The organism is Actinomycetota bacterium (assembly GCA_030650795.1).
Classification (GTDB): Bacteria; Actinomycetota; Actinomycetes; order S36-B12; family S36-B12; genus UBA11398.
Genome location: JAUSDJ010000011.1, coordinates 1 through 24,037, shown reverse-complemented (window position 1 = coordinate 24,037; position 24,037 = coordinate 1). Strand labels below are relative to the sequence as shown.

General features: G+C 59.4%; 25 protein-coding genes and 2 tRNA genes. 4 read left to right on the top strand and 23 right to left on the bottom strand.

Going from position 1 to position 24,037, the window contains the following annotated elements:
* Positions 1-53: 53 nt before the first annotated feature.
* The 10 genes from mutM to recG form a co-directional block, all read right to left on the bottom strand.
* A complete protein-coding gene (gene mutM, locus Q7L55_03235) occupies positions 54-899 on the bottom strand; it encodes a bifunctional DNA-formamidopyrimidine glycosylase/DNA-(apurinic or apyrimidinic site) lyase (protein MDO8731573.1) in 846 nt (281 codons plus the stop codon).
* Complete coding sequence (gene rnc / locus Q7L55_03230; GenBank protein ID MDO8731572.1) at positions 892-1,602, bottom strand: ribonuclease III; 711 nt, start codon at positions 1,600-1,602, stop codon at positions 892-894. Before rnc ends, mutM begins: the two co-directional genes overlap by 8 nt.
* Positions 1,599-1,820, bottom strand: coding sequence for a phosphopantetheine-binding protein (locus Q7L55_03225; protein MDO8731571.1), 222 nt, complete (start codon positions 1,818-1,820; stop codon positions 1,599-1,601). Before Q7L55_03225 ends, rnc begins: the two co-directional genes overlap by 4 nt.
* Positions 1,817-2,815: a phosphate acyltransferase PlsX gene (locus Q7L55_03220; GenBank protein ID MDO8731570.1), complete on the bottom strand. Its 999-nt coding sequence runs from the start codon at positions 2,813-2,815 to the stop codon at positions 1,817-1,819. The genes Q7L55_03225 and Q7L55_03220 overlap by 4 nt, the downstream gene beginning before the upstream one ends.
* Positions 2,816-2,822: 7 nt before the next feature.
* Entirely contained in the window at positions 2,823-2,996 is a 174-nt protein-coding gene (gene rpmF, locus Q7L55_03215) for a 50S ribosomal protein L32 (protein MDO8731569.1), read from the bottom strand.
* A 12-nt stretch (positions 2,997-3,008) separates the two neighbouring features.
* A complete protein-coding gene (locus tag Q7L55_03210; protein MDO8731568.1) occupies positions 3,009-3,620 on the bottom strand; it encodes a YceD family protein in 612 nt (203 codons plus the stop codon).
* Between the two features lie 114 nt (positions 3,621-3,734).
* Complete coding sequence (locus tag Q7L55_03205) at positions 3,735-4,250, bottom strand: hypothetical protein (GenBank protein ID MDO8731567.1); 516 nt, start codon at positions 4,248-4,250, stop codon at positions 3,735-3,737.
* 76 nt (positions 4,251-4,326) lie between these two features.
* Positions 4,327-4,812, bottom strand: coding sequence for a pantetheine-phosphate adenylyltransferase (coaD, locus tag Q7L55_03200; protein MDO8731566.1), 486 nt, complete (start codon positions 4,810-4,812; stop codon positions 4,327-4,329).
* A gap of 3 nt (positions 4,813-4,815) precedes the next feature.
* A complete protein-coding gene (rsmD, locus tag Q7L55_03195; GenBank protein MDO8731565.1) occupies positions 4,816-5,400 on the bottom strand; it encodes a 16S rRNA (guanine(966)-N(2))-methyltransferase RsmD in 585 nt (194 codons plus the stop codon).
* Positions 5,397-7,592, bottom strand: coding sequence for an ATP-dependent DNA helicase RecG (gene recG, locus Q7L55_03190; protein ID MDO8731564.1), 2,196 nt, complete (start codon positions 7,590-7,592; stop codon positions 5,397-5,399). Before recG ends, rsmD begins: the two co-directional genes overlap by 4 nt.
* Before the next feature lie 179 nt (positions 7,593-7,771).
* Between recG and rpmB the strand changes: the two genes are divergently transcribed.
* Positions 7,772-7,960 carry a 50S ribosomal protein L28 gene (rpmB, locus tag Q7L55_03185; GenBank protein MDO8731563.1) on the top strand — a complete coding sequence of 63 codons (189 nt, stop codon included), beginning with the start codon at positions 7,772-7,774 and terminating at the stop codon, positions 7,958-7,960.
* A gap of 57 nt (positions 7,961-8,017) precedes the next feature.
* Here the strand turns inward: rpmB and Q7L55_03180 are convergent, their stop codons facing one another.
* The 3 genes from Q7L55_03180 to Q7L55_03170 are packed head-to-tail and all read right to left on the bottom strand — an operon-like array spanning position 8,018 to position 11,084.
* The gene (locus Q7L55_03180) at positions 8,018-8,989 is read right to left on the bottom strand and encodes a thiamine-phosphate kinase (GenBank protein MDO8731562.1); all 972 of its coding nucleotides are present in this window, start codon (positions 8,987-8,989) and stop codon (positions 8,018-8,020) included.
* Positions 8,986-10,062: a D-alanine--D-alanine ligase family protein gene (locus Q7L55_03175; protein ID MDO8731561.1), complete on the bottom strand. Its 1,077-nt coding sequence runs from the start codon at positions 10,060-10,062 to the stop codon at positions 8,986-8,988. Before Q7L55_03175 ends, Q7L55_03180 begins: the two co-directional genes overlap by 4 nt.
* Positions 10,059-11,084 carry an NAD(P)H-dependent glycerol-3-phosphate dehydrogenase gene (locus tag Q7L55_03170; protein ID MDO8731560.1) on the bottom strand — a complete coding sequence of 342 codons (1,026 nt, stop codon included), beginning with the start codon at positions 11,082-11,084 and terminating at the stop codon, positions 10,059-10,061. Before Q7L55_03170 ends, Q7L55_03175 begins: the two co-directional genes overlap by 4 nt.
* Positions 11,085-11,154: 70 nt before the next feature.
* Here Q7L55_03170 and cofC point away from each other — a divergent pair, with 70 nt between their 5' ends.
* The gene (cofC, locus tag Q7L55_03165) at positions 11,155-11,775 is read left to right on the top strand and encodes a 2-phospho-L-lactate guanylyltransferase (GenBank protein MDO8731559.1); all 621 of its coding nucleotides are present in this window, start codon (positions 11,155-11,157) and stop codon (positions 11,773-11,775) included.
* Positions 11,776-11,833: 58 nt separating this feature from the next.
* On the opposite strand, the gene Q7L55_03160 is transcribed toward cofC, so the two are convergent.
* The 3 genes from Q7L55_03160 to leuC form a co-directional block, all read right to left on the bottom strand.
* On the bottom strand, positions 11,834-12,247 hold the full coding sequence (locus Q7L55_03160; GenBank protein MDO8731558.1) for an HU family DNA-binding protein: 414 nt from the start codon (positions 12,245-12,247) through the stop codon (positions 11,834-11,836).
* Positions 12,248-12,435: 188 nt separating this feature from the next.
* Positions 12,436-13,026: a 3-isopropylmalate dehydratase small subunit gene (gene leuD / locus Q7L55_03155; protein MDO8731557.1), complete on the bottom strand. Its 591-nt coding sequence runs from the start codon at positions 13,024-13,026 to the stop codon at positions 12,436-12,438.
* A 35-nt stretch (positions 13,027-13,061) separates the two neighbouring features.
* Positions 13,062-14,459, bottom strand: a complete 1,398-nt coding sequence (gene leuC / locus Q7L55_03150) for a 3-isopropylmalate dehydratase large subunit (GenBank protein ID MDO8731556.1) — start codon at positions 14,457-14,459, stop codon at positions 13,062-13,064.
* Between the two features lie 59 nt (positions 14,460-14,518).
* On the opposite strand from leuC, the gene Q7L55_03145 reads away from it, so the two are divergent.
* The gene (locus Q7L55_03145) at positions 14,519-15,220 is read left to right on the top strand and encodes an IclR family transcriptional regulator C-terminal domain-containing protein (GenBank protein ID MDO8731555.1); all 702 of its coding nucleotides are present in this window, start codon (positions 14,519-14,521) and stop codon (positions 15,218-15,220) included.
* A 35-nt stretch (positions 15,221-15,255) separates the two neighbouring features.
* On the opposite strand, the gene Q7L55_03140 is transcribed toward Q7L55_03145, so the two are convergent.
* The 7 genes from Q7L55_03140 to Q7L55_03110 form a co-directional block, all read right to left on the bottom strand.
* Positions 15,256-15,331 (bottom strand) — tRNA-Glu (locus Q7L55_03140).
* Positions 15,332-15,390: 59 nt separating this feature from the next.
* Positions 15,391-15,462, bottom strand: a tRNA-Gln gene (locus Q7L55_03135).
* 230 nt (positions 15,463-15,692) lie between these two features.
* Positions 15,693-17,171 carry a glutamate--tRNA ligase gene (gltX, locus tag Q7L55_03130; GenBank protein ID MDO8731554.1) on the bottom strand — a complete coding sequence of 493 codons (1,479 nt, stop codon included), beginning with the start codon at positions 17,169-17,171 and terminating at the stop codon, positions 15,693-15,695.
* Entirely contained in the window at positions 17,164-17,958 is a 795-nt protein-coding gene (locus Q7L55_03125) for a fumarylacetoacetate hydrolase family protein (protein MDO8731553.1), read from the bottom strand. The genes gltX and Q7L55_03125 overlap by 8 nt, the downstream gene beginning before the upstream one ends.
* A gap of 30 nt (positions 17,959-17,988) precedes the next feature.
* Complete coding sequence (gene cimA, locus Q7L55_03120) at positions 17,989-19,578, bottom strand: citramalate synthase (GenBank protein ID MDO8731552.1); 1,590 nt, start codon at positions 19,576-19,578, stop codon at positions 17,989-17,991.
* Between the two features lie 174 nt (positions 19,579-19,752).
* The gene (locus Q7L55_03115) at positions 19,753-20,880 is read right to left on the bottom strand and encodes a branched-chain amino acid aminotransferase (protein MDO8731551.1); all 1,128 of its coding nucleotides are present in this window, start codon (positions 20,878-20,880) and stop codon (positions 19,753-19,755) included.
* Positions 20,881-20,986: 106 nt separating this feature from the next.
* Complete coding sequence (locus Q7L55_03110) at positions 20,987-22,042, bottom strand: 3-isopropylmalate dehydrogenase (protein ID MDO8731550.1); 1,056 nt, start codon at positions 22,040-22,042, stop codon at positions 20,987-20,989.
* Positions 22,043-22,379: 337 nt separating this feature from the next.
* Between Q7L55_03110 and leuA the strand changes: the two genes are divergently transcribed.
* Positions 22,380-24,037: 2-isopropylmalate synthase (gene leuA, locus Q7L55_03105; GenBank protein ID MDO8731549.1), on the top strand; the 1,658-nt coding region annotated here is incomplete at its 3' end.

Below are 24,037 nucleotides of genomic sequence, written 5' to 3'. Positions count from 1 at the left end.
CGCTATCCGCCAGCTCGCGGCACTGAACTTTCAGTTTCAACCCATGAACTTGCTCAGGCGCGCTGACAGCGCGGGCAGTAGAAACTGGATCGATTCATGAAGCGCGCGCGATGCATCTCGGTGCCGCATCGTGCGCATGGCTCGCCTTCACGGCCGTAAGCATTGAGTGATCGACTGAAGTAGCCCGACTCCCCGTTGACGTTGACGTACAGCGAATCGAAGCTGGTTCCTCCTTGCGCAAGCGCATCGGTCATCACCGCTCGGACATCGTCTAGCAACTGCCTGCACTTCGAAGTGCTGATACTGGAACCGGATCGAGTCGCTCGAATTCTTGACCGCCAGAGTGACTCGTCGGCATAGATGTTGCCGATGCCAGAGATGAGATTCTGATCCAGCAACAGTCGCTTGATTTCAGAATCCCGCAATCGCAGACGGGCGAGGAACAGGTCATCGTCAAAGTCTGGATCGAGCGGATCGCGTGCAATGTGATCAATTGAACGAGGGATCTGGCCATCGCGATCATCAGGTACCAAGACGTCTGTCATGACCGAACCAAAGGTGCGTTGATCCACGAATCTCAGCTGGGGCCCTTCATCGGCAAATGCGAAGCGAACGCGCAAATGGGGCTCATCAACTTTCTCGACGGATTGCATGAGCAGTTGACCGCTCATGCCCAGATGCACGACCAGACATTGATCGGAAGCCTCGAGTGGCAGCCACAGATATTTTCCTCGCCGGCTGGCGCAGGCAAAGATGCGACCCTTCAGCATCGATGAAAGAGAGGCCTCCTGCCGACGAACCGCTCTCGAATGCAGGATTTCCACCTCATTGATGCTTCGTCCTACTGCCCACTGCCCCACCCCACGACGAACGACTTCGACTTCTGGCAGTTCAGGCATCGTGGGTCAACGCGCGATATGCCATCTCTGCTGCCTGTTGCTCTGCGATCTTCTTGGATCGACCGTCACCAGTGCCGAGCACCGTCTGGGCCACGAGGACTTCGGCATGGAATTCCTTTGCATGATCCGGACCAGAATCCTGAATTGCATAGATCGGAACTCCGCGTTCCTGCGACGCGCACACTTCCTGTAGAGAAGTCTTCCAATCCAGGCCGGCACCCAAATCAGCAGAAGCGATGATCATCGGATCAAAGATGCGGTGAATGAACTCGCCAACGCCGCCGATTCCGCTGGTGAGATAGATAGCTCCTATCACTGCTTCGGTGCTGTCGGCGAGGATCGAGGACTTGTCCTGACCGCCTGTGCTGATCTCTCCGCGACCAAGCAGCAGGTAGGAGCCGAGATCCAATGCTCGGGCGACCTCGGCCAGCGCGCGCGCGTTGACAACCGCCGCACGAATCTTCGCCAGCTGTCCCTCGGCGAGTTCGGGATAACGGCGATACAACTCGTCTGTTACCAAGATGCCCAAAACCGAGTCACCGAGAAATTCCAGGCGTTCATTGTCGGGCGCTCCACCATGCTCGTAGGCAAAGGATCGATGCGTGAGCGCGAGATCGAGCAGATCTTCGGTGACATCGACTGCCAGCGAAGTGCGCAGGCGAACGAGCTGTGCTTTGCGCGCGGGATTGCGCGAATTGCTCATTGCTGAGCTAATTCCAGTGCCAGCGCAAGGTCCCCAGCAGTTTCGGCTTGCTCCAGTTGTTCATCGGTCAGAACGATGCCGGTCGCCTCATGCAAGGCCCGTGCAACCAGCACGGCGATCAGCGGCCAATGCCCGAGATTCTCAAGCGGGGTGTCCTCGCGAAGATTCACCGGATGGCCCAGTACCCGCGTCATGGCAGCAGCTACCTCGTCGATCACGGCTGCTCCGCCAATGCTGTGCGCACATTGCCCACGAGATCCTGCTCAACAGCACGCTGGGCCAACTCGACACATCCGATGACCTGCGCAGCGGTGCCCGCACCGTGACCCACCACTGTGACTCCCTCAACGCCAAGTACCAAACCGCCGGCGAAAGATCCAGAGGCAGCCTGCCGCACAACTCCGCGAGCTGGACCGGGATCGCCATAGGCCTGTCCGATGCGATGTGCCGACCAGGCCGCAGCGCCCTCGATGCTTTTCAACACAACATTTCCGGTGAAGCCATCGGTGACGATGACCTGGGCGATGGACCCGCGGGTGATGTCAAAACCCTCAACTGGACCAACGTATTTGAGCCCGGCTGCGCCAAGTTCGCTCTGCAATTGGGAATCGGCCTCAATGCGCAGCTCGTCGCCTTTGCCTGACTCTGAGCCAATGGTCAGAAGTCCGATAGTGGGAGTTTCCACGCCAACGGCCCGCGCGAACGCAGCACCCGCGATTGCAAATTGGACCAGCGCACTTACCGAAGCACTCGTGGTAGCACCAACGTCGAGCAGGACCACAGGCCGCGCAAGCGCTGGCACGACGACGGCGAGGGCCGGACGCTGCATTCCGGGAATACGCCCAAGAGTGAGCACTGCTGCAGCCACCGATGCGCCTGTATGGCCAACCGATACCCAGGCATCGGCCAGACCATCACGGACGGCTCGGGCAGCAACAACAACAGTGGTCTCAGCATCATCTCGCTGCGCATCTGTGCGCACCACTTCAAGGGGGTGCGCGTCCATGGTCACGCCTAAGGGAGCTGGCAGCAGGGTGACACGATCAAGATCGACGCCCCGCGCCAGCAATTGACTGCGAGCGACGTCGATGGGACCAACGAGAACAAGCCGGAGTCCGGGATGCTCGCCCACCGACAGCAAGGTGGCCGCCGCATCGGCGATAACTCCGGGTGCCCCGTCTCCCCCGAGCAGGTCGACGGCAACCGTGGTCATGTGGTGACTAGACGTCCAGAACGCGACGCTTGGCGTACGTGCCGCAGGTCGGGCAGGCTGTGTGCGCAAGACGCTTGGACTGGCAGCGCGTGCACGTCACCAGGTTTGGGACAGTGGTCTTCCACTGCGAACGTCGGTGACGAGTGTTGGAGCGCGACGTTTTCCGCTTTGGTACTGGCACGGTCTTCCTCTTTCAACTGTTGCGTGGTTCGGGCAGGGCTTCGGCGGACGCCTTGCCCGGTTCTGGTTTCGCGAGTTCGGCCAAGGCCGCCCAACGCGGGTCAGCGATCTGATGCTCATGACCTGGATGATCATCAAGGCGTACCCCGCATTCAGAGCACAAGCCCGCGCAATCCTCCTGGCACAGAGGCGCCATTGGTAGCGCCAGCACCACAGCGTCCCGCAGCGTCGGCTCGAGATCGATGAGATCACCCTCGAGAGTCGGCAGCGGATCCTCGTCACCCTCGGGCTCCTCGACAATCGCGCCGCGAGAATCCGTGGCGGGATAGGCAAACAGCTCGCTGATGTCAACCGCTTCCTCCCAGGTCAGCGGCTCCAGACAACGCGCACATTCGGCGCTGACCTGAAGTTCCGCTTCTCCGCTGACCAGCACTCCTTCCATCACTGATTCGAGTCGAAGTTCCAACTCAATCGGCGAATCCGGAGCGATTCTGGCCAACGCGACGCCCAAGTCACCTGGTGCTGGTGCCGTTCGGCTCACTGTGATCATCGACCCAGGCCTGCGTTGCAGGCCCAGCGCGTGCGTGTCCAGCACGAGCGCACTGCGTGGATCGAGGCTGTTCACAGCTCCCCTTTTGGAAATTCCAGCGGCATTCACCGAGGTAAACCAAGGCCTCGCGAGAGGCTGACAGGCAAGCGTACCCGGTTTGCCCCAAGGACCCAAAGCGGCCCGGCGACCCTAACTCTGGTCGTCGTAGAAGCCGCCGCCGAAGTCATCATCGGTCTCGGGTGCGGGAGCCAGCTCCTGATACATCTGGCTGCGCAAGCGCTCGCGGCCTCTGTCGACGGTCTGCAAAGTCTTTTGCAGAGTGATCTCGAAGGTGGCCAACTTGGCATCGATGTAGTCATCGGTTTCAGTGCGCATGCGGCTGGTCTCATCGTCGACTGCGCTTCGCAGCGCTTCTGCCTCAGCGACAGCGGCCAGATAGACCTCATGCTGAGCCACCATGCGATCAGCCTCTGCTCGCGCACGCTCCAGAATGCGATCGGCCTCACGGCGACCATCGAGTACCACGGACTCGCGATCAGCCAGCAGCTCATCTGCACGATAGACCGATTCGGGCAACAGTTGCCGGACCTCTTCGATCAAATCCAGGACCTGCTGGCGGTTGACGATGCACGAAGCCGACAGTGGCATGGCCTTGGCGTCTTCGATGACAACGGCAAGCTCTTCTAACCGGTCCTGCAAATCCACAACCACTCCTTACCAATTACCCGGCGCACCAACGCAATCCGATGCCTACGGTCTCATGGATGGGGCAAAAGTCTGGTTATTGCTTGGCCTCGGCGACGCGTGCCAGCAGGCGCGCCTGCACAGGGTCGGGAAGCAAGCCATCGATATCGCCGCCGAAATTGGCCACCTCTTTGATCAAACTTGAGGATAGATAGCTGTAAATCGGATTGGTGGAGACAAAGAGAGTCTCGATGCCGGTCAGCCGATAGTTCATCTGAGCCATCTGCAGCTCGTAGTCGAAATCGGTGACGGCACGAAGTCCTTTGACGATCGCCTGGACTTGATTTGCCTTGCAGTAGTCAACGAGCAGCCCCATGAAGGAATCCACCTTGACGTTGGGATAGGGAGCAACGACCTCGCGGAGCATGTCCATGCGCTCCTCGACGCTGAAAGTGCCGGCCTTGTTCTTGTTGATGGCCACCAAAATCACAACCTCGTCGGCCAGATGCGCTGCTCGAGCAAAGACATCAAGGTGCCCATTGGTTACCGGATCAAAGGATCCTGGGCAAACTGCTTTTCGCACCGATCATTCTCCTGTCATGGCTGTCGGGCGACCGTACCAAAGCACGGTGTCCCCGTATCTGCGTTGGTCAAACTCGTCCCACGCCGGCGGAAATGGAGACTCATGATCATGTGATCCACGCTCGACCACCACACAAGCATCTGCCGCGATCCAGCCAGACATCTGCAAAGCATCAAGGTTCTTTCTCAAGCGATCGGCAGCGACGTCGTACGGCGGATCCGCAAATACCAGTGAATGTGCCCGAATGGCCGGGCGTAGGGCCAATGCTTCAACAGTGGTCTGCACCAGAACGACTCCTGCGAGCCCAACCGCATCGATATTTGTTCGGATCACCTCCGCCGATGCATGAGTCCTCTCGACGAGCACGACATCAGTGCAGCCGCGACTGGCAGCCTCCAGCCCAATCGCGCCGCTTCCTGCATATAGGTCGAGCACGGTCACCTGTGACCACGACCTTCCTTCATGCAGCAAAATGCTGGTGAGAGTGGAGAAGAGTGATTCCCGCACCCGATCCGAAGTCGGACGGGTTCCATGAGCCGCAACGGCAAGACGTCGTCCGCGCTCGCTGCCAGCAATGATCCGAGTCATGCTTTCTCCAAGAATTCCGCTTGATCCTCGGCAATGAGTTCATCCAGAGCACTCACGAGAGCGGGATACTGCGCAAGCGAGGGGTCCTCGGATACCAAGGCAATAGCGCACTCTCTGGCTTGCTCGATGACCTCGACGTCGCTGACGACCTGTAACAACTTCAAAGATGAGCGCTTGCCAGCTTGCGAAACACCCAGCACATCACCCTCGCGGCGCTGCAACAGATCGAGTCTGGAGAGCTCGAAGCCATCAGTTGTCGAAGCCACCGCGTCCAAGCGCTCACGAGCGGGTGATCCCTCAGGTGCATCAGTCAGCAGCAAGCACAGGCCCGCGAAACTGCCCCGACCAACACGGCCTCGAAGTTGGTGCAACTGCGAAATCCCGAAACGATCGGCGTCAAGGACAACCATCACTGTCGCATTGGGAACATCGACGCCGACCTCGACCACGGTCGTTGATACCAGAACGTCAATCGCGTTTGCTGCATCTGGATTTGCAAAGGCCTTCATCACCGCACTCTTCTCATCGGAGGTCATCCGACCGTGCAGGATTGAGATGCGCAGACCAGCAAGAGGACCACTTTCCAGATAGGCAGCGGTTTCCCGTACACCCGCAGCACGAGTTGCTGACTGGGAATCTTCAGCAAGAGTCTCTTCTTCTTCGTCGTCCTGCCCGATCCGAGCGCAGACGACGAATGCGCGATGCCCAGCAGCGACCTCCTCTCGCACGCGTTCCCAAGCTCGATCCACAAATGCTGGACGTTCGCTTGCGGCGACGACGTGCGTGGTCACACCTGCTCTTCCGGCTGGCAGGCCTTCAAGCAGAGATACGTCGAGATCACCAAATACTGTCATTGCCACAGTTCTCGGTATCGGAGTCGCGGTCATAACGAGCACGTGCGGTCGGGTGTCATCGGCGGCCTTGGCGGCAAGTGCCGCACGCTGTTCAACACCAAATCGATGCTGCTCGTCAACAACCACAAGACCAAGATCTCTGAATTGCACCGTGTCAGTGAGCAGGGCATGAGTGCCGATCACGATGCCGGCGTCCCCAGAGATGATCTTGAGCAAATCCTTGCGTCGCTGTGCCGCCTTCATCGAACCGGTGACCAGCGCAACTTGAGTGCCGGAGTCATGTCCGCCGAGCATTCCACCCTGCGCGATTGGCCCGAGCAATGAGGTGATCGATTGGAAATGCTGCGCGGCTAACACTTCAGTCGGTGCAAGGAGAGCAGCTTGACCTCCAGAATCGACGACGCTGAGCATCGCGCGCAAGGCCACCAAGGTCTTTCCTGAGCCGACCTCGCCTTGCAGCAGTCGATGCATGGGATGAAGCCCGGCGAGGTCATCGGCGATTTGCGCCCCAACGATCTCTTGGCCTTCAGTGAGTGTGAACTGCAAACCAGCATCGAATTCCCTCAGCAGTGGTCCATCGCGGATAACCCGCGCGCGGGCAGGGAGTTGCGCAAGCTCAGCGCGCCGCTGTGCCAGCACGGCCTGCAGGAGAAAGGCCTCCTCGAACTTCAGCCGTTTGCGCGCTTCGTCGATCTCGATCTGGCTCTCCGGGCGGTGGACGGCAATGAGAGATTCACGCAGATTCAGGAGGCCGCGCTCATCGCGCAAGCCTTCAGGGATTGGATCTGGAAGCGGGGGCAGGGTGTCCAGGATGACGCCAATAGCCCGCGCGATCTGCATTGAACTCACACCGATGGTTGCCGGATACACCGGAATGAAGGCGCCCGCGAACATCGCGATCCGCTCCTCATCCTCGTCAACATCATCGGCGAAGAGTTCAAATGTGGGATGGGTGAGCTGTCGCTTGCCGCGATAGCTCGTCACTTCACCTGCAAAGAGACCTCGGCGGCCAGTGCGGAAAATCGCCTCGCGCCAACGCTGGTTGAAGAAGGTCAGACTGATGCGCTCAGTGCCATCGCTGACGACCACCTCCACGAGGTTGCCTCGCCGCTGGCGCATCGGGCGGCTGGTTACGCTGACCACCTCTGCAAGCAAGGTCACGGCCTCGCCGTCGATGAGAGTTCGCATGTCGGTCAGCTCTCCCCGCGCCACGTACCGCCGTGGGTAGTGGCGCAATAATTCGCCGACAATCGTGTAGCCAAAGGCCTTCGTCAGCGCCGCGGCGGTCTTGCCTCCAAGGACCCGATCCAGCCGGGTTGACGCCTCCTCCGTACTGATGGCGCACCTCCCGGATTTGCCGGACTTTCACCCGGTTTTGTAAGCCAAGCCAGACTCGGGTAACCTAGGTCGGCTGCTCGAAGAACTCGTTGGTATCGGACAGCATCCAACACCAGGCTCGACCCCGTCACGCGCTCCGGCGCGATCGGGATCTGCCCTGAACACGATAGGAGTGCACGGTGTCTGCTAACTGCGACGTCTGCGGTAAGGGCCCAGGCTTCGGGCACAGCATCTCTCACTCACACCGACGCACCAAGCGTCGTTGGAACCCGAACATCCAGCGCGTTCGCACGCTCGTGGGCAAGACCCCCAAGCGCCAGAATGTCTGCACCTCTTGTCTGAAGGCCGGCAAGGTCGTTCGCGGATAGTTCCCCTCATTCTTATCAGGCGCAGTCATTGACTGCGCCTGATTTGTTTTAGCGGGCTCAAGATCGAAAGTGCTCGTGTCCACCAGCGCCCGTTACGAAATGACCATCCACGAGCACTCCTGGCCCTTGAGCCGATACCTCCCGCACTTCGCCGATGACGACGAAACTCGACGGCACTTTCACCGTCTTGGGGAAAGTGGCGAGCAATGCGTGGTCATCGCCACCTGTGAGCATCCACTCGCGCGGATCCATGTTGTACGCCGAGGCAGCCGAGGCGAGTTCTTCTGGCACCTGGATCAGCGAGCTGTCGATCGCGAGGACCACATCGGAGGCTTGAGCAATGTGCCGCGAGTCGGCGATGAGCCCATCGCTCACGTCAATCATTGACGTTGCGCCCGTCAGTGCGGCAAGTGGTCCGGCGCCGTAGGGCGGCAGCGGGTAGCGATGCGCATCAACGAGCTTCTTCGGTGATCGGAATCCGCGTGACAGTAGTGCCAGTCCGGCTGCTGCCCAACCATGTCGCCCAGCAATGGCGATGAGATCGCCGGCCTGAGCACCGGATCGCAAGACTGGCTTGCGACCTTCGAGATCACCGATGGCCGTCACCGTGATCATCACAGTGTCAGCGGAGGTGACGTCACCTCCTACGAGTGCGACCACAAGGGAATCCAGTTCGGCACGAAGACCAGCGGTGCAGGAGACTGCCCACGCCGACGGCAGATCAGCCGGCGCTGCGAACCCAACGACCACCGCAGTCGGCCGGGCTCCCATGGCAACGATGTCCGCGAGGCTCGCAGCTGCCGCACGCCGGCCGATGTCGATCGGCGTAGACCAGTCACGCCGAAAATGGCGGCCCTCAATCAAGACGTCCGTGCTGATGACGACTGAGCCGTGGGCCGAAACGACCACCGCAGCGTCATCTCCGGGCCCGACAAGCACTTGAGACATCTCAGGCAATCCCTCGGTGACCTTGGCTATCAGCGCAAATTCACCAAGTTCAGCGAGGCTGCCCGGTTCCGGCGGATTCAACGGAGTCCGGTGCCACGCCGCACGGCATCCATGATCAGTGCATCAAGTACTTCGGAGTAACTCAAGCCTGATGCCTGCCACATTCGCGGGAACATGGAGATCGGAGTAAATCCTGGCATGGTGTTGACCTCATTGATCAAGATGGCGCCATCTGCACCAATGAAGAAATCGACTCGGGCCAACCCTTCGCAGCCGAGCGCTTCAAAGGCCTGGACCGCAAGCGCCTGAATCTCTTCTTCCATTTCCGGCTCCAACTGCGCCGGAACAATCAGTTCGGCGGAATCCTCGAGATATTTCGCATCGAAGTCATAGAACTCATGCTGTCCACCAACGACGATCTCGGCACATCTGCTTGCCCCGACCCGGCCATCGAGTTGAACCAGAACCCCGCACTCAATCTCACGCCCGGCTTGGACAGCTGCTTCGACAATCACACGCGGGTCATGCATACGGGCTTCTTCGACCGCGGCCGCCAGTGCGGAGAGCGCTTTGACCTTGGAGATTCCTCGCGAGGATCCAGCTCGCGCAGGCTTCACGAACATGGGCAGGCCGAGATCAGATGCGCGGGTGAGGCATTCCGGGGTGCTTTCACGCCACTGACGATCAGAGATTCCGATGAAGGATCCGACCGGCAAGCCTGCGTGGGCCAGGAGCACCTTCATGGTGATCTTGTCCATGCCCGCTGCAGACGCCAATACTCCCGATCCGACATAGGGCAGTTCGCAGAGTTCGAGCAGCCCCTGCACAGTGCCGTCCTCGCCCCATGGGCCGTGAAGGACTGGGAACACCACATCTATCTTCCCGAGTTGAGCAAGGAGCTGTGCCGGGTCTGGACTCAGCGCGGCACATTCCCCGGTCTCTGCGACCTTGGGCAAGTCGGTACCTGTGACTGAGAAATCAAGGGCCGGATCCGCCTTGAGCCAACGGCCCTCAGTGGTGATGCCGATCGCCAGGACCTCATATTTCGTAGGATCCAAAGCACGCATCACTCCGGCGGCACTGATGCAAGAGATGCTGTGCTCACTGCTTCGACCACCAAAAATTACAGCGACGCGCAATCTGGTCGAACTCACCCGCTGGCCCCGAGTGCAGCACCTTCATGCTCAGGCTTGGTGTCGCGAGCCATGAAAGCTGCCGCCATAGTGCGGGGTGCTGCTCCATAGTGCAGCACGTTGACGACCTGCTCCGTAATCGGCATGTCGACATTGTGAGCCCGAGCAAGTTCCAAGATCGGCTCGCAGCTGCGGTAGGCCTCGCAGGTCTGCCGAGTGCGCTCAATGGTCTCCGCGACCGAAAGCCCACTGCCGATGTTCTCGCCGAAAGTGCGATTGCGCGACAGTGGCGATTGACAGGTAGCCACGAGATCGCCAACACCAGCCAAGCCCTGGAAGGTCAGCGCATCTGCGCCAAGAGCCACGCCTAGACGGGCGATCTCGGCCAAGCCACGCGTCATCAGCGAAGCCTGCGAGTTCTCGCCCAAGCCCATGCCCGCCGCCATGCCGTTGGCCACAGCGATGACGTTCTTCACCGCGCCACCGACCTCGGTGCCAATCACGTCGGTCGTCCAGTACGGGCGAAAGTAGTCCGTGGTGCAAGCGTCCTGCAACAACTGTGCGCTGGATTCGTCAACACAGGCAACCGTGGTGGCCGAAGGTTGGCGCATCGCAATCTCACGTGCCAGATTCGGGCCGGACACCACGACAATCCGCTCCGGTGCCGCACCAGTCTCGTCGGCAATGACCTCGCTCATGCGGCGCATGGTTCCAAGTTCAATGCCCTTGATGAGACTGACCAAGATGGCATTGGCCGGAATGAACACCGCCCATTCAGCAAGATTCGCGCGCAGCACCTGAGCTGGCAGGGCAATGACGACGATGTCGGCGCCTGCAAGCGCATCCGCCGCATCTGTGGTGGCACGCACTGATGATGGGAGAACCAATCCCGGGTGGTACAGCTCATTGCTGTGGACAGAGTTGATCTCAGCAGCAATCGTCACATCGCGCGACCACATGACGACATCGCTGCCCGCATCAGCCATCACCATTGAAAAAACAGTGCCCCAGGAACCGGATCCCATTGTTGCCACGCGGCTCATAGCTGAACCTCAGCGAGACCGGCGTTGAACACTGGCTCAGACTAATGCCCCCATGCGGTTGGATGCGGAGATGCTCTGGACCGCTCTCATCCCAGTGAAGGCCTCCCCCTTCGCCAAGAGTCGACTTGATCAGGACCCTTCGACGCGAGCTCGCCTTTCGGAGGCATTTCTCACCGATGTCCTCAGCGCTGTCACTGGTTCGGCAAATATCAGTGGCATCCTCCTCGTTACCGATGATGCAGATCTGCACGCGCGAGTGGATCCTTCGGTGCGGATCCACCTCGCTGAGGCGCACGGGCTCAATCCAGAATTGGCCGAGGGCTTGCGCATCATTGGCGGCGGACCTGTGGCCGTTATCGCGGCCGATCTGCCGTGCCTCACGGTTGACGCGCTGACGGCAACCCTGCGGCTAGCACACGCCGTAGATCGCAGTTTCGTCACTGATGTGCAAGGACTAGGCACCACGATGCTGCTTGCCAATGACGCACGTGAATGTGTGCCGATGTTCGGTCATCGATCACATGCCCGCCATGCCCAAGCCGGCAACGTGGAAATTCAGCCCGACTCCGCTGCCGATGCAGCCTTGATGGCCAGAGTACGTCGTGATGTCGACACCGCGCTTGATCTGTGGGATGCGCTGCGCATAGGTGTCGGTCCGGCAACCTCAGCTGCGCTGTCCGCGCAGATTTAGACCGGGCATAAGTGAAGGGCCAGGCCAGTTTGGCCAGGCCCTTCACTTATTACGAGATCTAGCGGCGGGTGGCCTTCTTGGCCACAGCCTTCTTTGCCGGTGCAGCCTTCTTTGCCACAACCTTCTTGGCCACAGCCTTCTTTGCCGGTGCAGCCTTCTTTGCCGGTGCAGCCTTCTTTGCCGGTGCAGCCTTCTTCGTGCCAGCTACTACAGCCTTGAACTCGGCAGCAGCGCGAAACTTAGGAAGTTTGGTGGCCTTGATCTTCACGGCTTCGCCCGTGCGCGGGTTGCGGCCCAGACGAGCATTGCGCGCTGCGCGCTCGAAGATGCCGAAGCCACTCACTGCAACGCGCTCGCCCTTGGCAACAGCGCGCTTGGTCTCGTCCAGGAATGCATCGATGATGTCAGTCACGTCACGCTTGCTGTGGCCCAGTGTGCCAGCAACAGCGTCAATCAGTTCAGCCTTGTTCACAGAAAAACCCCTCCGGAGGGTAGAGGACGACCCTTTGTCGACCTCGCATATTTACGCACGACATCTCAACACTGGGACACCGACGCGCCGATCAAAACATGTTGGAATTACTAGTGATTTTCAACACCACTTGTAAGAAACCATTGGAAGGCAACAACATGAGTCACTTGCGCCCCTTTCCGTGGGATTCAGCCAATCGAAGTCGGCATGAAACTGGGCCTCTTGGACTCGAAGGCCTTGATGGCGTCGCCTTGCTTCATCGTGATGCCAATGTCGTCCAGCCCCTCCATCAGACGCCAACGAACGTAGTCATCGACCTCGAAGTCTGCGGTGATATCGCCGGCAGTGACCTCTCGCCTATCCAGGTTGACGGTGACTGGCAGAGCTGGGTTGGCCTCAACCGCCGCCCAGAGTCGTTCCACATCATCCTGTGACATCTGCGCTGTCAGGAGACCGCCCTTGCCTGAATTGCCACGGAAGATATCGGCAAATCGCGAGGACAGCACCACCTTGAATCCAAAGTCCTGCAAAGCCCAGACCGCATGCTCGCGGGAGGAGCCGGTGCCAAAATCAGGGCCGGCAATCAGAATTGAAACCCCTTGATACTCAGGGCGATTCAGCAGGAACTCTGGGTCCTTGCGCCATGCGGCAAAGAGGCCATCCTCGAAGCCGTGACGTGTGATGCGCTTGAGATACTCGGCCGGGATGATCTGATCGGTATCAACATTGCTGCGGCGCAATGGAGCGGCAGTGCCCGTGAAGGTCGTGAACTTGTCCATGATGGCTCCTGGTTTGGAATGGGAAACGTGTCGTATTACAGATCGGCGGGGGCGGCCAGATGGCCTGCAATTGCAGTTGCTGCTGCAACTGCTGGTGAAACCAAATGGGTGCGGCCCCCTGGTCCTTGACGGCCCTCGAAGTTTCTATTGGACGTCGATGCGCTGCGCTCGCCCGGTGCCAACTTGTCTGGATTCATCGCCAGACACATCGAACAACCGGCTTCACGCCATTCAGCGCCGGAAGCGCGAATGATCTCGTCCAGCCCCTCTTCCTCAGCCTGGTTCTTGACTCGTACTGAACCTGGAACCACAAGCATTCGAACCTGCGGATCCACCTTTCGGCCCTTGAGAACTTCAGCAACCATGCGCAGGTCCTCGATGCGCCCGTTGGTGCACGAACCCACGAACACGGTATCGACCTTGATTTCGCGCAAAGGCATGCCAACGGTCAGTCCCATGTAATCCAATGCACGCTCGATCGCTTCGCGATCGACCTCGTCCTTGGCATCAGTTGGAGACGGCACAGAACCCGACAGCGGCAAGCCCTGACCCGGATTGGTCCCCCAGGTGACAAAGGGCGTCAACGCTGTTGCATCCAAATAGACTTCGGCGTCGAACACAGCATCGTCATCTGTTGGCAGCGTTGACCAATAGGCCACCGCTGCGTCCCAGTCCGCTCCCTTGGGCGCATGCTCGCGGCCTTTCAGATACTCGAAGGTGGTCTCGTCAGGGGCAACCATGCCAGCACGAGCACCGGCCTCGATGGACATGTTGCAGACCGTCATGCGGCCTTCCATCGACAGCGCGCGAATCGCTGAACCGCGGTATTCCAAAACATAGCCTTGCCCGCCGCCGGTGCCGATCTGCGCGATGACAGCCAAGGTCAGGTCTTTGGCCGAAACTCCCGCTGACAAATCACCTTCTATCGTCACGGCCATAGTTTTGAAGGGCTTCAAGGGCAGAGTCTGCGTTGCGAGCACATGCTCAACCTCACTCGTACCGATGCCGAAGGCCAGGGCTCCGAACGCACCATGTGTTGATGTGTGCGAGTCGCCACAGACGACAGTCATGCCCGGCTGAGTCAGGCCCAACTGGGGTCCAACGACGTGCACAATCCCCTGCTCGATGTTGCCAAGGGAATACAGCGGCACACCAAATTCGGCGCAGTTGGTGCGCAGCGCCTCCACCTGCGCGCGCGAGACTGGGTCCGCAATCGGCTTGAGAATGTCGATGGTCGGAACATTGTGATCCTCGGTTGCAAGGGTCAAGTCCGGGCGGCGCACCTTGCGGTTGGTCGCACGCAATCCATCGAAGGCCTGGGGGCTGGTTACTTCATGCACCAGATGCAGATCGATGTACAGCAGGTCGGGCTCGCCAGCTGCTTGGCGCACTACGTGTGCGGCCCATACTTTCTCGGCCAGTGTCTTTGCCATCATGCACTCCTTCAGTGTCAGAATTGACATCTCACTATGTGAGACGCCAATATCACGCTATGGACAACAGTAGCGGAGTCGGTGTCATTGACAAAGTCGCGGCCATCCTTGGAGCTCTCGCCCAAGGGCCGCAGTCGCTTCCCGCGCTTGCGCGGAACACCGGACTGCCCCGGCCCACAGCGCACCGCCTCGCGGTGGCACTTGAACATCACCGACTGGTTGGCCGATCGGAGACTGGCCAGTTCACCCTTGGTGACCAGATCCGTGAGTGGGCCAACCCACACCTGTCATGGGAAGCCGCCGCAGACATGGTTGTTCGTGAATTGCGCGATGCCACAGGCGTCAGCGCACAGGTGTATCGGCGAGCTGGAGAGCAACGCCTGTGCATCGCGGCTGCGGAGCCGCTGCGCGGACTGCGAGACACCGTTCCCGTTGGAGCCTTGCTCACCATGAAGGCCGGTTCAGCCGCACAAGTGCTCGCCGCTTGGGAACCGACTCACGAGCGCACTTCGCTGCTCCAAGGAGCAGCCTTTTCCGAGGCAATCCTCACCATTGTGCGCAAGCGTGGTTGGGCTCAATCGGTGGCTCAGCGCGAACCTGGTGTCGCATCAGCAGCCGCGCCCGTGCGAGACGCCAAGGGCATAGTGGTCGGCGCGATTTCCATTTCGGGTCCGGCTGACCCTCTCGCCAAGCCAAGCAAGGCCCAGATTTCGGCACTGTTGGCAGCCGCTCAGCAATTGGAATCGGCAATCGCCACCTAGAAAAGACTTCAGGCCCCCTCCATGCGGAGGGGGCCTGGTAGCCCCGACGGGATTCGAACCCGCGCTACCGCCTTGAGAGGGCGGCGTGCTAGGCCACTACACAACGGGGCCAAATTGATGGAGTCGCCTCCAACAATCACACGCTGCGATCATGAGAATCGCGACGTTCGCTGGGGTACCAGGACTCGAACCTAGACTAACTGAACCAGAATCAGTTGGGCTGCCAATTACCCCATACCCCATGGGACTTGCTATGACCGACTGCAAGATATTAGGGGTTCGCCGAGCTGGACCCTAATTCGGCCCTCCCCCTACCCGTGGGGTTGACGCGTCAGAGATGCAGATGCGCCAGCGGGATGACGTGCTTGCCCAATGTTGCAGTCGATTGGGGTCTCGTTTCCCATTGCGCTGTTCCGTCGCTATCAACGAGAACTACTGGATTGACGGTTGCCGGTGGGATCAACGTCGCAAATCAAGGACTGCGCAGGACTCCTTTGAGGCGTTCGAGGCAGATCTCGCGGCCGAGAATTTCCATTGATTCAAACAGTGGCGGGGAGATGCGGCGACCAGTGACCGCTACGCGAATCGGCCCAAAGGCGAACTTCGGCTTGATTCCCAGTCCGTCGACTAGCGCAGCACGCAAGGCTTCGTGAATCGCGTCTGTCTTCCATTCCACGACCCCCGTTAGCGCTTGGATTGCCGCGCTAATGGTTGGGCGCGAAGCCTCGCCAAGTCCCGCACTTGCTTCTGCTTCATCGACAGCAAAGTTCGCAGGTTCAATGAGTAGGAAACCCAGCATCGCTGGCGCCTGGACCAAAGTGTCCATTCGCTCCTGAATGAGTGGAACTGCCTGCGCAAGCACCGCCACATGCTGCGGACTGACAGTCTCACTGACCAGACCCTCGGCGGCCAGCAGAGGCAGAAGCCGAGTGGTGAGTTCGTCAACGGACAGTGCGCGAATCCAATCGCCATTGATCGCAGTGCACTTCTTCAAGTCGAAGCGAGCAGGATTTGCGCTGACTCGATCAAGGCTGAAGGCCTGGGCCATTTGCTCCAAACTGAAGAACTCTTGATCATCGCCCATAGACCATCCAAGGAGAGCGAGGTAGTTGAGCAGTGCTTCGGGAAGGAAGCCGTTGTCGCGATACATCTGTAATGAGGATTCTGGGTCGCGCTTGGAGAGCTTCTTGTTGCCCTCACCCATCACATACGGGAGATGGCCGAATGCTGGAGTAGCCCCATCACTGACGCCGATGGCTCCCAGCGCTTCATACAAGGCCAACTGGCGAGGAGTGGAGGACAGCAAATCTTCTCCGCGCAGCACATGCGTGATCCGCATGCTGGCATCGTCAACAGGATTCACGAGCGTGTAGAGAGGCTCTCCATTGGCGCGCACGAGGACGAAATCAGGCACATGCTCAGCGCCAAAGGTGATCGGGCCCCGCACGAGGTCATCCCAGGTGTGATCCCGATCAGGCATGCGAAAGCGAATAACAGGTAGGCGCCCTTGGGCGAGGAATGCGACTCGTTGCTCCGCAGTCAGATCGCGACAGGTGCCCTCGTAACCGGGCGCGCGATTGTTCTGCTTGGCCAACTCGCGCTGGGCCTCGAGTTCGTCAGCCGAGCAGAAGCAGGGATAGGCATATCCGCCATCAACGAGCTTGCGCGCCACGTCGGCATACAACTCCAGCCGCTGCGACTGCCGATAGGGACCATAGGGTCCGCCGATCTCAGGGCCCTCGTCCCAAGTCAGTCCCAACCAGCGCAGGGCACCCAAGAGTGCCTCGTAGGACTCCTCAGAGTCGCGGGCACTGTCGGTGTCCTCAATGCGAAAAACAAAGGTTCCACCGGTGTTGCGGGCAAAGGCCCAATTGAACAATGCCGTGCGAATCATGCCCACATGCGGATTGCCTGTAGGCGAAGGACAAAACCGAACGCGAACCTCAGGCACGGTCTGTAACCGGATTGGTCAAGGCGCCGATGCCATCGATGCGGACAGTGACTGAATCGCCGGCCTTCATCGGCCTGGTACCGCTCGGTGAACCGGTAAGGATCACATCGCCTGGCAGCAAGGTCATCACTGCGGTCACAGCTTCAACGAGCGTGGGAACATCGAAGAGCATGTCCGCCGTGTCGCCATCCTGGCGAAGATCGCCATTGACGTGGCACAGGATCGCAGTGTGCTCCCAATTGAAATCTGTTTCGATCCATGGCCCCAAAGGGCAGAAGGTGTCAAAACTTTTAGAACGAGTCCACTGTCCGTCGCGATTCTGCAGATCACGGGCAGTCACGTCATTGGCGCACGTGAATCCGAGAATGACCTCATGCACTCTCTCGCGCGGGACCTCGCGACAGACGCGTCCAATGACGATCGCCAATTCAGCCTCATGCTCGACGTGCTCGGACTGCCACGGCAACTCGATCAATTCACCAGGCCCGATCACCGAGGTGTTCGGCTTGAGAAACATCAATGGTTCGACTGGCGGCTCACCAAGACCTGTCTCGCGAATGTGATCGAGATAGTTCTTGCCGATCGCCACTACCTTGCTCGGGAGTACTGGGGCGACGAGGCGAGCATCGGCAAAGCGGACAAGGCGACCGTCAGGCACCAACTCACCGAAGGGATGACCATCGAGCAGAGCAATGACCGTGCCTTCACCTGGGTCGCCATTTGGGTCTAAGCCTTCAAGGACACCAAAGAACAACTCATCATCAACCGCAACTCGACAAATTCGCACCGTCGGAGCCTACCGACCGACGAATCTGGACTACTGCCCAGCAAGCACCCGACTGGCACGCAGCAGGCCGAAGCGAACGGCATCGTCCAGAGCCTTCCAGGATGCAGCGATGACGTTCTCGTGCACCCCGACGGTAGTCCAGTCGGCTTCGCCATCCGTGGTTTCGATGAGCACCCGTGTAACTGCATTGGTTCCGCTGCCACCGTCAAGGATGCGCACCTTGTAATCGATGAGCCGCAAGGTTCCGAGCTCTGGGTACATCTGGATGAGCGCGGCGCGAAGTGCGTTGTCCAGCGCATTGACTGGGCCATTGCCTTCAGCAGTCGAGATCACCCGATCACCGTTGGCGTGCACCTTGACGGTGGCCTCTGACGCTACGACTCCATCGGCGCCCTGCTCCACGATCGTGCGCCAAGACTCAACTTCAAAGGCACGTTCGCGACCGTCTTCGGCGAGCATCAACAACTCAAAGGATGCATCGGCCGCTTCGAAGCTCCAGCCTTGGGATTCAAGTTCCTTAACTCGGCTGACGACGCGTGTGACGAGTTCAGGATTGGTCGAAAGGTCGTATCCGAGCTCGGTGCCCTTCAACTCCACAGAAGCACGTCCGGCCATCTCAGTGACCAGCACGCGTTGCACATGCCCGACCTGAGCCGGATCGATGTGGTTGTAGAGCTCAGCGTTGATCTTCAGAGCCGACGCGTGCAGGCCAGCCTTGTGCGCAAAGGAGGAAGAGCCTGCATATGGCTGATGCATGTCTGGAGCGATGTTCGCGATTTCAGCGATTGCCTTTGAGATGTGCACCGTCTCGCGCAGGCTGTCTGCTGGAAGCGCATCTATGTCCATCTTCAATTGCAGGTTGGCGACTACCGAGAACAGATCGGCGTTGCCAGTGCGTTCGCCGTAACCATTTGCAGTGCACTGAACGTGAGTAGCGCCAGCGGAAACGGCAGTTACCGTGTTGGCGACTGCACATGCCGTGTCGTCCTGACAGTGGATGCCCAGACGGACTCCCGAACGCTTTGCTACGTCAGTCACAGTGTCGTGGATGCCCACCGGAAGCATTCCGCCGTTGGTGTCACACATGACTCCAACGCTGGCACCTGCCTCGGCGGCGGCAACCAGCAGGCGAACTCCGTAATCGGAATCGTGCTTGTAACCATCGAAGAAGTGCTCCATGTCGACGAATACCCGGCGGCCCTCACCGACCAGAAACTTCACCGTGTCGACAACCATGCGCTCGTTCTCATCGACGTCAGTGCGCAGGGCCTCAACCACATGGCGCACGTCCGACTTTGCGACCAGAGTGATGACGGGCGCCAGCGAGTCCAGCAACGCCTGCACTTGGCCATCCTCATGCGCCTTCTTGCCGGCCTTGCGAGTTGAACCAAAGGCCACGAGTTGCGCGTGCTTGAGGTCAAGCTCAGCGCGAGCACGCTCGAAGAATTCGGTGTCCTTCGGCAGCGCGCCTGGCCAACCGCCCTCAATGAATCCGACTCCGTACTCGTCCAGAAGGCGCGCCACAGCGAGCTTGTCATTCACTGAGTAGGAAATGCCCTCACGCTGGGCGCCATCGCGCAGCGTGGTGTCGTAGACATGGAAGGCGTCGGAGCGAGTCATGGTGCTTCCTTCAGGTTGAGCGAATCGGCTCCATCAACGAAAAAACCCCCCGCAGGGTGCGAGAGGCGGCGCGTTGATGAGTATCAACGCGCTAGTTAATGATGATGCCGTGGTGCAGCATGCAGGAGATCATGCCATAAGCCCCACCAAGAGGGAATGCCGTTTGCAAATCAATCAGCAGATCGTGTGCATCCACCCGTGCGTGTCTGGCGCCTCGCCCGTTTGGATGTCGAGCAATGCATGACGCAATTGCATGGTGATGGGGCCCGGCTTGCCTTCATTGATCTCGAAGGCAAAGTGCTTCCGGCTCTTCACAGTGCCCACAGGAGTAATCACGGCGGCAGTGCCGCAGGCGAACACCTCCGAAATATTCCCTGACTCAACGCCCTGGCGCCATTCATCCACGCTGATCAAGGCCTCTTCGGAGGAGTAGCCAAGATCATTCGCCAACGTAAGCAAGGAGTCACGAGTGATGCCCGCCAGTAGAGATCCGGTGAGCGAAGGGGTGACCAAGCGCGCCTTGGGACCTTGCCCGTACACGAAGTAGAGGTTCATCCCACCCATCTCTTCGATCCAGTTGCGCTCCACGGCGTCCAGCCAGACCACTTGCTCACAGCCCTCGGCCGCAGCTTCGGCCTGCGCGATGAGCGACGCTGCATAGTTGCCAGCGCACTTGGCTTCCCCCGTGCCCCCGGGAGCCGCCCGCACATAGTCCTCAGAGATCCACACGCTGACCGGCTTGACGCCCTGCGGGAAGTAGGCGCCGGCTGGCGATGCAATCAGCAAATATTGGTATGAATCCGCGGGTCGCACACCCAAGCCAACCTCGGTGCCGATCATGAACGGTCGCAGGTAGAGCGCCTGATCCACTCCAGCTGACACCCAAGCACGATCCTGACTCACCAAGGCTTCCACCGAGGAGACGAACAGATCCGTGGGAAGTTCGGCCATCGCAAGGCGTCGAGCCGAGCGCTGAAAGCGCTCGGCGTTTGCAACCGGCCGGAAGGTCTTGATGCTGTCGTCGGCGTGCTTGTAAGCCTTGAGCCCTTCGAAGATGGCCTGGCCGTAATGCATGAAATTCGTTGCCGGGTCAACACTCAGGGGGCCATAAGGAATGAGTTCGGCATCGTGCCAACCCGCGTCCACACTCCAGCGCGCAGAGATCATGTTGTCGGTGAAGTAGCGGCCAAATCCAGGGTCGGCCAGAATCGCATCGCGTTGCGCATCAGGCAACGGATGGTCGGACGGCTTCAGCTCAATAGGCCACGTGCCCGTGGCTACCCGCTGGCTGGTGGCGGTCATACAACTCCTATCGACTGCGAGAAGGTTAGGTTACCCAAGCAAGGGCAATTCATCGTCAATGGAATCCGGTCTTCAAAGCAAGCTGTATTCAAGCCCCCACCCAGGACTAGCCAGCCTTGGCAGCAGCTCCGGCGGCGAGTGCATCGCCGATCTGCGATGTCGAGCGTTCAGAAGTACCGCGTGAAGCAAGATCATCGGAAACTGCCGATTCAACCCAGCCCGCGGCCTCTGCGTAGCCGACATGGTCGAGCAGCATCGACAAGGACAGCACCGTGGCCGTTGGATCGGCCTTGCCCTGACCCGCAATGTCTGGCGCTGAGCCATGCACCGGCTCAAACATGCTCGGGTTCGTGCGCGTGGGGTCGATGTTGCCGCTCGCCGCCAGTCCGATTCCGCCAACGATTGCTGCGCCGATATCGGTGAGGATGTCGCCAAAGAGATTATCGGTGACGACGATGTCAAAGCGCTCAGGCTGCGTGAGGAAGAACATTGCCGCAGCATCCACATGGCAATAGTCGGTTTCGACCCCCGGGTAGTCGAGTGCAACATCATTGAAGGCACGCATCCAAGTATTGCCGGCGTACACAAGAACGTTCGTCTTGTGCACCAGCGTCACCTTGTTGCGACGCTTCGTCGCACGCTCAAAGGCATCTCGAATGATGCGGACAGCACCAAAGTAGGTGTTCAGACTTACCTCGGTTGACACCTCATGCGGGGTGTTTTCGCGTAGCACTCCGCCGGCGCCAACGTATGGGCCTTCGGTGCCTTCTCGGCAGACAACAAAATCAATGTCTTTGGTGGTCTTGCCGGCAAGCGGTCCGACAACTCCGGGATACAGACGAACCGGACGCAGATTGACGTGGTGATCCATGAGGAAACGAAGTGGCAGCAGAACGCCGCGCTCGAGAATGCCTGGCTTGACTGAAGGGTCGCCGATGGCGCCGAGCAGGATCGCGTCGTAGGTGCGCAACTCTTCTACGACTGCATCAGGCAGTAGTTCTCCAGTGGTGTTGTAACGGCGAGCCCCGAGGTCGTACTCGGTTGTTTGCACAGTGATGCCAGCTGCCGGTGCGACCGCCTGCAGCACCTTGACGGCCTCGGCCACTACTTCAGTGCCAATGCCATCGCCGGGGATCAGAGCGAGATTGAGTGTCGTAGACATGAGGCAGAACTCTACTCAATCGGGAGCTCATGATGCCGCGGGATTCTGACCGAGAAATCTCGCACCTCGTGGATCAAGCGCTCAACCAAACGCAGCGCAATGGGCCCACCGTTACCGGACGGCATCGACGTCTAGTTTGCAAAATACGATGCCGGACCAGGCTCGCTGAGCACCATTCATGTGAGCGTGCCCCTTGCCTATCTTTAGCCCTGCTACAATTTGCAGCCTATGAACCGCGCGCTGCTCCTTCGCTGCCGCGACGAGGCCTGACCAACCGGCCCCTCGTCGCGGGATTCGCGTTTGCCGGTAGGCCATTCGAATCAGCTAGGAGCCCGCGATGACATTTCAATCCAAAGACACACAGCAGCCCTCGGGTATGCCGTTCTACCGCTACATCCCTTTCACTCCCCCGGTGCTGCCTGACCGCGTCTGGCCACATGCCCGCATTGAGAAAGCACCGCGCTGGTGTGCCGTTGACCTGCGTGACGGCAATCAAGCGCTCATCGATCCGATGACACCGGCGCGCAAATTGCGCATGTTCAACCTGCTCGTCGGGATGGGGTACAAGGAGATCGAGGTCGGATTTCCTTCAGCCTCGCAAACCGACTTCGACTTCGTGCGTCAGCTCATCGAAGAGGGACTGATTCCCGAAGATGTGACGATTCAAGTGCTCGTACAGTCCCGCGAAAGTCTGATTGAGCGAACCTTCGAATCAATCCGTGGCGCCAAGCAGGCGATCGTGCACGTCTATAACTCGACATCAACCTTGCAGCGTCGCGTCGTCTTTGGTCTGGACAAGGCAGGCATCCTGGACATCGCAGTTCACGGTGCCCAATTGGTGCAGAAATACGCCGAGCAAATCAAGGACGAGACAGAGGTCTACTTCGAGTACTCCCCCGAATCCTTCACTGGCACTGAGCTGGAATACGCAGTCGAAGTGTGCAATGCCGTCACAGATGTCTGGGAGCCAACACCAGACCGCAAGGTGATCATCAATCTGCCCGCCACAGTGGAAATGACTACCCCGAATCTCTATGCGGATTCAATCGAATGGATGCATCGCAATCTGAAGCGGCGCGATTCGATCATCTTGTCCCTGCACCCCCACAACGACCGGGGTACCGCAATTGCGGCCGCTGAGTTGGGCTACATGGCCGGCGCCGATCGCATCGAAGGATGCTTGTTCGGTAACGGAGAGCGCACAGGCAATGTCTGTCTGGTCACCTTGGGATTGAACTTGTTCAGCCTGGGCATCGATCCGCAGATCAATTTCAGCGATATCGATGAGATCCGTCGCACGGTTGAGTACTGCAATCAGATTCCTGTGCACGAGCGCCATCCTTACGGAGGCGATCTGGTGTACACCGCTTTCAGCGGGTCGCATCAAGACGCCATCAACAAGGGTCTGCGCATTATGGAAGCCGAGGCTGCCGAGTTGGGCATCTCTGTTGGCGAGCATCGCTGGGAGGTCCCGTACCTGCCGATCGATCCGAAGGATGTTGGTCGCACTTACGAGGCGGTCATTCGCGTGAACTCACAGTCAGGCAAGGGCGGGGTCGCATACATCATGCGCACCGAGCACAAGCTGGAACTGCCACGTCGCCTGCAGATCGAATTCTCCAAAGTCGTGCAGACAGTCACCGATTCTGAGGGCGGCGAAGTGCAGCCCGGCGAGATGTGGGGCTTCTTCTCAGCTGAGTACCTGCCAGATCCGGCAGCACCCTGGGGCCGCTTCGCTCTGAAGTCGGTCAAGCAGGAATCAGCCGTTGATGGCGACACCACAGTTGATGTGACCATCACGGACAAGGGCATCGAAGTTCCGCTAAAGGGCATTGGCAACGGTCCAATAGCTGCTTTCTGCGATGCCTTGGCTTCGCACGGAGTCGAGGTGCGGGTCTTGGATTACGCAGAGCACGCCATGAGTTCAGGCGGTGACGCCAAGGCAGCGGCATACCTCGAGTGCGCCATCGACAATAAGGTGATTTGGGGCGTGGG

Excerpts from the sequence above, each read along its gene's own strand:
- mutM (MDO8731573.1), bottom strand. The coding sequence starts at position 899 with ATGCCTGAACTGCCAGAAGTCGAAGTCGTTCGTCGTGGGGTGGGGCAG.
- rnc (MDO8731572.1), bottom strand. The coding sequence starts at position 1,602 with ATGAGCAATTCGCGCAATCCCGCGCGCAAAGCACAGCTCGTTCGCCTG.
- Q7L55_03220 (MDO8731570.1), bottom strand. The coding sequence starts at position 2,815 with ATGACCACGGTTGCCGTCGACCTGCTCGGGGGAGACGGGGCACCCGGA.
- rsmD (MDO8731565.1), bottom strand. The coding sequence starts at position 5,400 with ATGACTCGGATCATTGCTGGCAGCGAGCGCGGACGACGTCTTGCCGTT.
- Q7L55_03170 (MDO8731560.1), bottom strand. The coding sequence starts at position 11,084 with ATGAGCCGCGTGGCAACAATGGGATCCGGTTCCTGGGGCACTGTTTTT.
- cofC (MDO8731559.1), top strand. The coding sequence starts at position 11,155 with ATGCTCTGGACCGCTCTCATCCCAGTGAAGGCCTCCCCCTTCGCCAAG.
- leuD (MDO8731557.1), bottom strand. The coding sequence starts at position 13,026 with ATGGACAAGTTCACGACCTTCACGGGCACTGCCGCTCCATTGCGCCGC.
- leuC (MDO8731556.1), bottom strand. The coding sequence starts at position 14,459 with ATGGCAAAGACACTGGCCGAGAAAGTATGGGCCGCACACGTAGTGCGC.
- Q7L55_03145 (MDO8731555.1), top strand. The coding sequence starts at position 14,519 with ATGGACAACAGTAGCGGAGTCGGTGTCATTGACAAAGTCGCGGCCATC.
- cimA (MDO8731552.1), bottom strand. The coding sequence starts at position 19,578 with ATGACTCGCTCCGACGCCTTCCATGTCTACGACACCACGCTGCGCGAT.
- Q7L55_03115 (MDO8731551.1), bottom strand. The coding sequence starts at position 20,880 with ATGACCGCCACCAGCCAGCGGGTAGCCACGGGCACGTGGCCTATTGAG.
- Q7L55_03110 (MDO8731550.1), bottom strand. The coding sequence starts at position 22,042 with ATGTCTACGACACTCAATCTCGCTCTGATCCCCGGCGATGGCATTGGC.